This window comes from Streptomyces sp. NPDC018026, from assembly GCF_044327745.1.
GTDB classification, from domain to species: domain Bacteria; phylum Actinomycetota; class Actinomycetes; order Streptomycetales; family Streptomycetaceae; genus Streptomyces; species Streptomyces rubrogriseus.
Window position 1 is genome coordinate 62,965 of the sequence record NZ_JBIRFY010000023.1, and the last position, 8,768, is coordinate 71,732.

Sequence of the window (8,768 nt, forward strand, 5' to 3'; positions counted from 1 at the left end):
CGCCGCCCCTTCCCGTTCCCGTCCCTGGGGGCTGCCGCCCCCAGACCCCCGTTTTTCGGCCTGGACGGCCTCGTCCTCAAGCGCCGGACGGGCTAGAAATTCACGGCACGACCACGATCTTGCGGCCCACGCCCGCCGCGAACTGCTCCAGGGCCTGCGGGTAGCGGTCCAGTTCGATGCGGTCGCTGATGAAGACGTCGGGGTCCAGGACGCCGTTCGCGAACAGCTCCGCGGCGCGCTCGTAGCTGTGCAGGACCGCCATCGAGCCGGTGATGGTGATCTCCTGGTTGTAGATGCGGTACGGGTCGATCTGCACGCGCGTCGCGTAGTCGGCGACGCCGAACTGGAGGAAGGTGCCGGCCTTGGCGACGCGGTCCAGGCCGTCCTGGATCGCCGCCGCGTTGCCGGTGGCGTCGATGACCAGGTCCCAGCCCTGGGGGCGGTCCAGCTCGTCGGGGGTGGCGGCCGAGGCCGAGACGCCGAGGCCGCGGGCGGTTTCCAGGCGGGCCGGGTTGAGGTCGACCATGTCGACGCTGGCCGCGCCGGTGCGCTTGGCCAGCTCCAGCATCATCAGGCCCATCGTGCCGGAGCCGTAGATGAGGACGTGGGCGCCGAGGCGGGACTGGAGGACGTCGTAGCCGCGGACGGCGCAGGAGAGCGGTTCGATCAGGGCCGCGTCCTGGGTGCGGACGTGCTCGGGGAGCTTTACGCAGTTCGCGACCGGCGCCACCGCGTACTGGGCCGCGCCGCCCGCCGTCGTCACGCCGATGGCCGCCCAGCGCTCGCAGAGGTTGTTGTGGCCGGTGCGGCAGTAGCGGCACTCGTAGCAGTAGAGGGAGGGGTCGACGGCCACCTGGTCGCCGACCGCCACCTCCGTGACCTGGGCGCCGACGCCGACCACCGCGCCCGCGAACTCGTGGCCCGGCACGATCGGGAGCTTGGGCGCGAACTCGCCCTGGAGGATGTGCAGGTCGGTGCCGCACAGGCCGCAGGCGGCGACCTCGACGACGACCTCGCGCGGCCCTGGCGTCGGGTCGGGGACCTCGGTGACGACGGCGCGGCCCACGGACTCGATGACGGCGGCCTTCATTTCACGGCTCCCAACGACAGGCCCTGGACCAGTTTGTCCTGGGCGGCGAACCCCGCGGCGAGCACCGGCAGGGAGATGACGAGCGACGCGGCGCACACCTTGGCCAGGAAGAGGCCCTGGCTGGTGATGAAGCCGGTCAGGAAGACGGGGGCGGTCTCGGCGACCACGCCCGTCAGGACCCGGGCGAAGAGCAGTTCGTTCCAGCTGAAGATGAAGCAGATCAGGGACGTCGCCGCGATGCCCGGCAGGGCGATGGGCGCCACCACGCGGACCAGGATGGTGGGCAGTTTCGCGCCGTCCACCCGGGCCGCCTCGATGATCGCGACGGGGACCTCGGCCAGGAAGGACTGCATCATCCAGACCGCGATCGGCAGGTTCATCGACGTGTAGAGGATGACCAGCAGCCAGATGTTGTCCAGCATGTCGGTGTTCTTGGCGAACAGGTAGATCGGCAGCAGGCCCGCCACCACCGGCAGCATCTTGGTGGACAGGAAGAAGAACAGGACGTCCGTCCACTTCTTCACCGGGCGGATGGACAGGGCGTAGGCGGCGGGCAGGGCCAGGACCAGGACGAAGAGGGTCGACGCGATCGACGCCACCGCCGAGTTGACCAGGGCGGGCCAGGGGCTGGCGCCGCCGCCCGCGCCGAAGAACTCGCGGTAGCCGTCCAGGGTGAGGGAGGCGGCGAAGGACGGCGGGTTGGTGGCGGCGTCCGACTCCGAGTGGAAGGAGGTCAGCGCCATCCAGGCGATGGGCAGGAAGAAGACGATGCCGACCAGCCAGGCCACCAGGCCGAGACCGGCACCGGTCCTGCGGCGGGTGGGTGCGGGCTTGGCGTCGGTGACGACGGGGCGTACGGCGGTGGCGCTCATGCGCGGCCGACCTCCTCGCGGAACAGGGACGACACCACGCGCAGCGCGAAGGTGGCGATGATGATCGAGCCGATGACGACCAGGACGCCCGCGGCCGAGGCGAGGCCGTTCTCGTGGGCCTGGTAGAAGCTCTGGTAGACGGTGTAGGGCAGGTTGGCCGTGCCCAGGCCGCCGGAGGTGATGGTGAAGACCGCGTCGAAGTTCTGGACGATGTAGATCGAGCCCAGGAGGGCGCCGAGTTCCAGGTAGCGGCGCAGGTGGGGCAGGGTGAGGTGGACGAAGATCTGCCAGTCGCCCGCGCCGTCCACCCGGGCGGCCTCGATCTGCTGCTGGTCCCGGCTCTGCAGTCCGGCCAGCAGGATGAGCATCATGAACGGCGTCCACTGCCACACCAGTGAGGCCTCGACCGCGAGCAGCGGGGTGTTGGAGATCCAGTCCGGCTGGGGTCCGCCGACGTAGTGCAACAGGCCGTTGAGCAGGCCGTACTCGGGGTTGTACAGGACGTGCTTCCACAGCAGCGCCGCCGCCACCGGGACCACCAGGAAGGGGGCGATCAGGAGGGTGCGGACCACGCCGCGGCCCTTGAACTTCCGGTCCAGGAGCAGGGCGAGGGCCAGGCCGAGGACCAGGCTGGCCAGCACGACCGCCACGGTGAGCAGGATCGTTGTCCACACCGACTTGCGCAGGGCGGGGTCGCTCAGGACGTCGCCGTAGTTGGCGAAGCCGGTGAAGCTGCGGGCGTCCGGGTAGAGGGCGTTCCAGTCGAAGAAGGAGATCACCAGGGTCGCCACGAAGGGCAGCTGGGTGACCGCGATCATGAAGATCAGGGCGGGGAGGAGCGGGGCGCGGGTGGCCCAGGCGCGCAGCCGGTTGGACGGCGGGCGGACGGTGGGGCGTGTGTGTTCGGGTGCGGCCGAGGGGGCCGTGGTCGTGGCGGTCATCGTCCCTCGTACTCCTCGGAGATCTGCTCGGCGAGCTGCTGGGACTTCTTCAGGGCCTCCTCGACGGACTGGCGTCCGGCGATGGCCGCGCTGATCTCCTGGGAGACCTTGGTACCGAGGTCGGTGAACTCGGGGATGCCGACGAACTGGATGCCGGGCGCGGGCCGCGGCTGCACGCCGGGGTCCTTGGGCCTGGCGCCCTCGATGGCCTTCCTGGTCATCTCCTGGAAGGCGGCGGCCTCCTTGACGTAGGCCGGGTTCTCGTACGTCGAGGCGCGCTTGCCGGCCGGGACGTTGGACCAGCCGATCTCGTCGCCGACCAGCTGCTCGTACTCCTTGCTGGACGCCCAGGAGACGAACTTCCAGGCCTTGTCGGCGTTGCGGGAGGCCTTCTGGATGCCCCAGGCCCAGGTGTAGAGCCAGCCGGAGGACTCCGTCTTCTCCACCGGCGCGGGCGCGTAGCCGATCTTGCCCTTGACCGGGGAGTCGGCGGCGTCCAGGGAGCCGGCCGCGGAGGTGGCGTCGTACCACATGGCGACCTTGCCCTGGGTCATGTTGTTCAGGCACTCGGCGAAGCCGGACTGGGCGGCGCCGGACTCGCCGTGCTCGCGGACCAGGTCGACATAGAACTTCGTCGCCTTCTCCCACTCGGGGGAGTCGAGCCGGGCCTGCCAGTCCTGGTCGAACCAGGTGCCGCCGAAGGTGTTCACGACCGTCGTCAGGGGTGCCATCAGCTCGCCCCAGCCGGGCAGTCCGCGCAGGCAGATGCCCTTCATGCCGGGCTCGGACCCGTCGAGCTTCTCGGCGAAGGAGGCCACCTGGGTCCAGGTGGGGTGCTCGGGCATGGTCAGGCCCGCCTTGGCGAACAGGTCCTTGCGGTACATCAGGAAGGAGGACTCGCCGTAGAAGGGCTGGCCGTAGAGCTTGCCGTCGTCGGCGGTGAGCGACTCGCGCATCGGGCCGAGGACGTCCTGCTCGTCGTAGGCCGGGTCCTTGGCGACGTAGGAGTCCATCTCGTGCAGCCAGTCGTTGCGGGCGTAGATCGGTATCTCGTAGTTGGAGAGGGTGGCGGCGTCGTACTGGCCGGCCTGGTTGGCGAAGTCCTGGCTGATCTTGTCCCGGACGTCGTTCTCCGGCAGGACGGTGAAGTTCACCTTGATGCCGGTCTCTTCGGTGAAGTGGTCGGCGGTGAGCTTCTGCAGCTCGACCATCTGCGGGTTGTTGACCATGAGGACGTTGATGGCGTTGCCGCCGGATCCGGCGCCGCCCGCCCCGACCCAGCAGCCGGTGAGCAGCGGGGCGAGCAGCGTCCCTGCGGCGGCCATGGCGAGTGTGGCTCGCGGCCTCCGTCGGCTCTGGGTTCGCATGGATCGCTCCTGAACGTATGGGGAGGTATGGGGAGGTACAGGGCAGTGAAGGGTGTGGGTGTGCCCGTGCGGGGCGGGGGGCGGGTGGTTCTCAGACGCGGATGATCTGGGGGCCGAGCAGGGAGTAGCGGTGGGCCTCGGCCGAGGGCAGCAGCGTGCTGGTGACGATGGCCTCCAGGGCGCCGACCTCCGCGAACCGGCAGAAGCTCACCGCCCCGAACTTGGTGTGCGCGCCGGCGAACACCGTGCGGCGGGCGGCCCGGACGGCCTGCGCCTTGACCTCGCTGACCGCGGGGTCGGGGGTGGTGAGACCGTGCTCGCGGGAGATGCCGTTGGCGCCGATGTACGCCAGGTCGATGACGAAGCCGGCCAGCATCTTCGTGGTCCAGTGGTCGACGGTGGCCAGGGTGCCCGAGCGGACCCGGCCGCCGAGCAGCAGGACGGAGGTGTCACCGGCCTCCGCGAGGGCGCCGGCGACCGGCAGGGACGCGGTGACCACGGTCAGCGGCCGGTCCCGGGGCAGCGCCTCGGCGATGAGCTGGGGGGTGAAGCCCTCGTCGACGAAGACCGTCTCCGCGTCGCCGAGCAGTTCGACGGCGGCGGACGCGATCCGGCGCTTCTCGGGCACGTGGCTGGTGGCGCGGAAGGCGAGCGTGGTCTCGAAACCGGCGCTCTCCACCGGGTAGGCGCCGCCGTGGGTGCGGCGGACCAGGCCGTGGTCCTCCAGGGCGCGCAGGTCCCGTCGTACGGTCTCCTTGGCGACGCCCAGTTCGGCGGCGAGCGCGGTGACGTCGACCGAGCCGGTGGCGCGGGCGACCCGCACGATCTCGTGCCGGCGTTCTTCCGTCGTCCTTGCCCGCGTGCCCATGCCGAACACCTGCCTCACCGCCTCGTCGCCGTGTGGTTGCCCGTTCGGGCCCGTGTGGCCCTTGGGGGAAGTTCTACAGCGGTCGTGCGGCACTGACCAGGCCTGTTGCGGACCCGATACTGCCCGGGTGTGCCCGTTTGCGGTGCCGGGTGCCCGTCTCGGACCTGGGGTTCGGCGCGGGGCGGGGTGGGAACGGGCGGCGCGGATGCCCGCATGCGCAAGCGGACGGGCCCGTTCGGTGCCCGTCCGCTTCCTCGGTGGTTCTCGCGTGGTCGTCTTCCGGTCAGTACGGCCAGATCGGGGGGTCGGTCACGAAGTGGCCGCCCAGGCGGGCGTGCGCCGGGTCGGCCGGGTCGAGTTCGCCCTGCTCGGCGACGAGCTTGCCGGCGTACGGCTCGGAGTCGTCCTGCGGCTCGTAACCGAGCGCCCGCGCGGAGGTCAGGTCCCACCACAGGCGGGTGTTGGCGGAGGAGCCGTGGACGACGGTGTGCCCCACGTTCTCGGCGGTGAGCGCCGCGTGGAAGAGGCGGGCGCCGTCCGCCGGGCTCATCCACACCGAGAGCATGCGCACGCTGGTCGGCTCGGGGAAGCAGGAGCCGATGCGGACGGAGACGGTCTCGATGCCGTGCTTGTCCCAGTAGAGCTGGGCGAGGTCCTCGCCGAAGCACTTGGACAGGCCGTAGAAGGTGTCCGGGCGGCGCGGTGTGTCGATGGGGATGAGGGGGTCGTCGCCCTGCGGCCGCGGGGTGTAGCCGACGGCGTGGTTGGAGGAGGCGAAGACGATGCGGCCGACGCCCTCCTCACGGGCGGCCTCGTACAGGTTGTACGTGCCCTCGATGTTCGCCGCGAGGATCTTCTCGAAAGAGGCTTCCAGCGAGATGCCCGCGAGGTGGATGATCGCGTCGACGCCCCGGACCGCCTCGCGCAGGGCGTCCCGGTCGGCGAGGTCGGCGACGATCGCGTCCGGCTCGCCCTCGACCGGGAGCAGGTCGAGCAGGCGCAGCTCGTAGCCGTGGCCGGGGAGCAGTTCCCGCATCAGGGTGCCGAGGCCGCCGGCGGCGCCGGTGAGCAGGACGGTGCGGGGAGCGGGCATCCTCGGGACTCCTAGGTCGGTCTGTGGTGGCGGCAGGCGCGTGCGGGCGTGCGCATGCGTGCCGGTGTGTGCCTCACGTTCAGATGTGTGGACACGCTAAGGAGCAGGTGGTCGGGCGTCAAGAGGGCGCCTGCTTGACGGTGTTCGCGGGGCGGCTTAGCGTGGTCGCGTTCAGAAATGTAGACGTAGGTCATGAATATGATGACGATGACGTCCGTGAATCGACCCTGCACCTGGAATGGGGAGCGCCCGTGACCTCAGCCCCTCTCGTCGCCCGGCTCACCGCGCCCAGCGGCCCGCTGTTCTTCCCCGTCACGGCGTACGGACCCGACGGCGGACTCGACCTCGACGTCTACCGCACCCATGTGCGCCGCGGGATCGAGGCCGGTGCCGCCGCCGTGTTCGCCTGCTGCGGCACCGGCGAGTTCCACGCCCTGACGCCCGAGGAGTTCGCGGCCTGCGTCCGCGCGGCCGTCGAGGAGAGCGCGGGCCGGGTGCCCGTCCTCGCGGGTGCGGGCTACGGCACCGCCCTCGCGGTGCGCTACGCCCGCCTCGCCGAGGAGGCCGGGGCCGACGGGCTGCTCGCCATGCCGCCCTACCTGGTGCTCGCCGGGCAGGAGGGACTGGTGCGGCACTACCGGGAGGTGGCGGCCTCGACCCCGCTGCCCGTGATCGTCTACCAGCGCGACAACGCAGTGTTCACCCCCGAGAGCGTCGTCGAACTCGCCCGCACGAACGGCGTCGTCGGTCTCAAGGACGGGCTCGGCGACCTCGACCTGATGCAGCGCGTCGTCAGCGCGGTGCGCACCGAGCTGCCCGACGACGAGTTCCTGTACTTCAACGGACTCCCGACCGCCGAACAGACCCAGCTCGCCTACCGCGCGCTCGGTGTCACCCTCTACTCGTCCGCCGTGTTCTGCTTCGCCCCCGAGATCGCCCTCGCCTTCCACCGGGCGCTGCGCGAGGGTGACGACACCACCGCGCACCGGCTGCTGGACGGCTTCTACCGGCCGTTCGTCGAACTGCGCGCCCGGGGCCGCGGATACGCCGTCGCCCTGGTCAAGGCGGGCGTGCGGCTGCGCGGCCTGGACGTGGGTGAGGTGCGGACGCCGCTGCAGGAGCCGGCCGAGGAGCATGTGAAGCAGCTCGCGCAGATCATCGAGCGGGGTCAGGCGCTGGTCGAGGAAGGAGCCGGCCGGTGAAGGCGTCGGCGTTCCTCTACCCCTGGGACGTCAACGGCGACCCGGAGGCCCCCGCGCGCGTCGCGGACCTCGGCGTGGCGCAGGTGACGCTCGCCGCCGCCTACCACTCCACGCGTGCCCTCACCCCGCGCCACCCGCGCCACCGCGTCGTCACCGCCGAGCACGCCGCCGTCCTCTACCCGCCGGACGCCGCCCGCTGGGAGGGCCGTGACCTGCGGCCGTACGAGGCCGGTGACTGGGCTCCCGGCGACGCGTACGGCGAGGCCGCCGCCGCCCTCGCGGAGGCGGGCCTCGAGGTGCACACCTGGGTCGTCCTCGCCCACAACTCCCGCCTCGGCGCCGAGCAGCCGCACACCTCCGTCCTCAACGCCTACGGCGACCGCTACCCCTGGGCGCCCTGCATCGCGCAGCCCGGCACGCGCGCGTACCTCATCGACCTGGCCGTCGAGGCGGCGGTGCGGCCCGGGGCGCGCGGCACCGAACTGGAGTCGCTGGGCTGGTACGGGCTCGCCCACCTGCACGCCCACGACAAGACCGGCGGGGTGGCCCTCGGGGACGCCGGGCAGTACCTGATGTCGCTGTGCTTCTGCCCCGACTGCCGGGCGGGGTACGGCGGTCAGGGCCACGACGCCGACGCGCTCGCCGCCGCCGTGCGGACCGCGCTGGAGCCGGTGTGGCGGGGTGCGGCGCCCTCGGACGGGGGCTGGGCGGGCGTCGAGAAGCTCCTCGGCGCGGCGCCCGCGAACGCCACGCGCGCGTGGCGGGAGGACCGGGCGCGCACGCTCCAGGAGGCGGCGGTCTCGGCGGTCCGCGTCGCCGCGCCCGACGGCTTCCAGGTCCTGCTGCACGCCGACCCGGTGTCCTACCACTGCGGCGCCAACGCCGGGGTCGACCCCGCCCACATCCTCTCCGTGGCGGACGGCGTGGTCGTCCCCTGCACGGGCGGCGCGGGCCTGCTGACGCCGTTCGCCGAACAGGCCGGTGACGGGACCGTCCTCGCCGCCAACCTCACGGTGGTCTCGGGCATGGGCGGCAGCCCCCGTACCCTTGCCGCCGACGCCGCCCGCGCCCGCGACCTGGGGGCTACGGAACTGCGGCTCTACCACGCGGGGCTGGCTTCGGACGGGGATCTGGAGGGGGTGCGGATGGGGCTGTGACGGCAGCGGAGCCGGCCTGCACGAGTGGCGCCGTCGGCCGTGACCGTCGCGCGGCAGACGGGAATTGTCAGACAGACCCTAAACTTGTTCTTTATCTACCAAGATCTTCCGGGTTTGCCGATGGCCTTGAGGGTCTCGGGACGCCTGACGGTTTTGCCGACGTCGTAGCGGGGTGCCC

The 8,768-nt window shown here is 71.5% G+C and carries 8 protein-coding genes; 2 read left to right on the plus strand and 6 right to left on the minus strand.

What is annotated here, in order from left to right; all coding sequences use genetic code 11:
- Positions 1–100: 100 nt before the first annotated feature.
- From ACH4D3_RS39165 to ACH4D3_RS39190, 6 genes are all read right to left on the minus strand, one after another.
- On the minus strand, positions 101–1,090 hold the full coding sequence (locus ACH4D3_RS39165) for a zinc-dependent alcohol dehydrogenase family protein (RefSeq protein ID WP_007448217.1): 990 nt from the start codon (positions 1,088–1,090) through the stop codon (positions 101–103).
- The gene (locus tag ACH4D3_RS39170) at positions 1,087–1,962 is read right to left on the minus strand and encodes a carbohydrate ABC transporter permease (protein ID WP_398332547.1); all 876 of its coding nucleotides are present in this window, start codon (positions 1,960–1,962) and stop codon (positions 1,087–1,089) included. The genes ACH4D3_RS39165 and ACH4D3_RS39170 overlap by 4 nt, the downstream gene beginning before the upstream one ends.
- A complete protein-coding gene (locus ACH4D3_RS39175) occupies positions 1,959–2,903 on the minus strand; it encodes a carbohydrate ABC transporter permease (RefSeq protein ID WP_398332548.1) in 945 nt (314 codons plus the stop codon). Before ACH4D3_RS39175 ends, ACH4D3_RS39170 begins: the two co-directional genes overlap by 4 nt.
- Positions 2,900–4,270: an ABC transporter substrate-binding protein gene (locus tag ACH4D3_RS39180; protein ID WP_398332549.1), complete on the minus strand. Its 1,371-nt coding sequence runs from the start codon at positions 4,268–4,270 to the stop codon at positions 2,900–2,902. Before ACH4D3_RS39180 ends, ACH4D3_RS39175 begins: the two co-directional genes overlap by 4 nt.
- Positions 4,271–4,361: 91 nt before the next feature.
- Complete coding sequence (locus ACH4D3_RS39185) at positions 4,362–5,138, minus strand: DeoR/GlpR family DNA-binding transcription regulator (protein WP_398332550.1); 777 nt, start codon at positions 5,136–5,138, stop codon at positions 4,362–4,364.
- Positions 5,139–5,421: 283 nt separating this feature from the next.
- Entirely contained in the window at positions 5,422–6,231 is an 810-nt protein-coding gene (locus ACH4D3_RS39190) for an NAD-dependent epimerase/dehydratase family protein (protein WP_398332551.1), read from the minus strand.
- 251 nt (positions 6,232–6,482) lie between these two features.
- Here ACH4D3_RS39190 and ACH4D3_RS39195 point away from each other — a divergent pair, with 251 nt between their 5' ends.
- Complete coding sequence (locus ACH4D3_RS39195) at positions 6,483–7,433, plus strand: 5-dehydro-4-deoxyglucarate dehydratase (protein ID WP_398332552.1); 951 nt, start codon at positions 6,483–6,485, stop codon at positions 7,431–7,433.
- Positions 7,430–8,590 carry a hypothetical protein gene (locus ACH4D3_RS39200; protein ID WP_398332553.1) on the plus strand — a complete coding sequence of 387 codons (1,161 nt, stop codon included), beginning with the start codon at positions 7,430–7,432 and terminating at the stop codon, positions 8,588–8,590. Before ACH4D3_RS39195 ends, ACH4D3_RS39200 begins: the two co-directional genes overlap by 4 nt.
- Positions 8,591–8,768: the final 178 nt, after the last annotated feature.

Bases quoted from the DNA above. Each gene is read 5' to 3' on its own strand.
- ACH4D3_RS39165 (WP_007448217.1), bottom strand. From the start codon at position 1,090: ATGAAGGCCGCCGTCATCGAGTCCGTGGGCCGCGCCGTCGTCACCGAG.
- ACH4D3_RS39170 (WP_398332547.1), bottom strand. From the start codon at position 1,962: ATGAGCGCCACCGCCGTACGCCCCGTCGTCACCGACGCCAAGCCCGCA.
- ACH4D3_RS39175 (WP_398332548.1), bottom strand. From the start codon at position 2,903: ATGACCGCCACGACCACGGCCCCCTCGGCCGCACCCGAACACACACGC.
- ACH4D3_RS39180 (WP_398332549.1), bottom strand. From the start codon at position 4,270: ATGCGAACCCAGAGCCGACGGAGGCCGCGAGCCACACTCGCCATGGCC.
- ACH4D3_RS39185 (WP_398332550.1), bottom strand. From the start codon at position 5,138: ATGGGCACGCGGGCAAGGACGACGGAAGAACGCCGGCACGAGATCGTG.
- ACH4D3_RS39190 (WP_398332551.1), bottom strand. From the start codon at position 6,231: ATGCCCGCTCCCCGCACCGTCCTGCTCACCGGCGCCGCCGGCGGCCTC.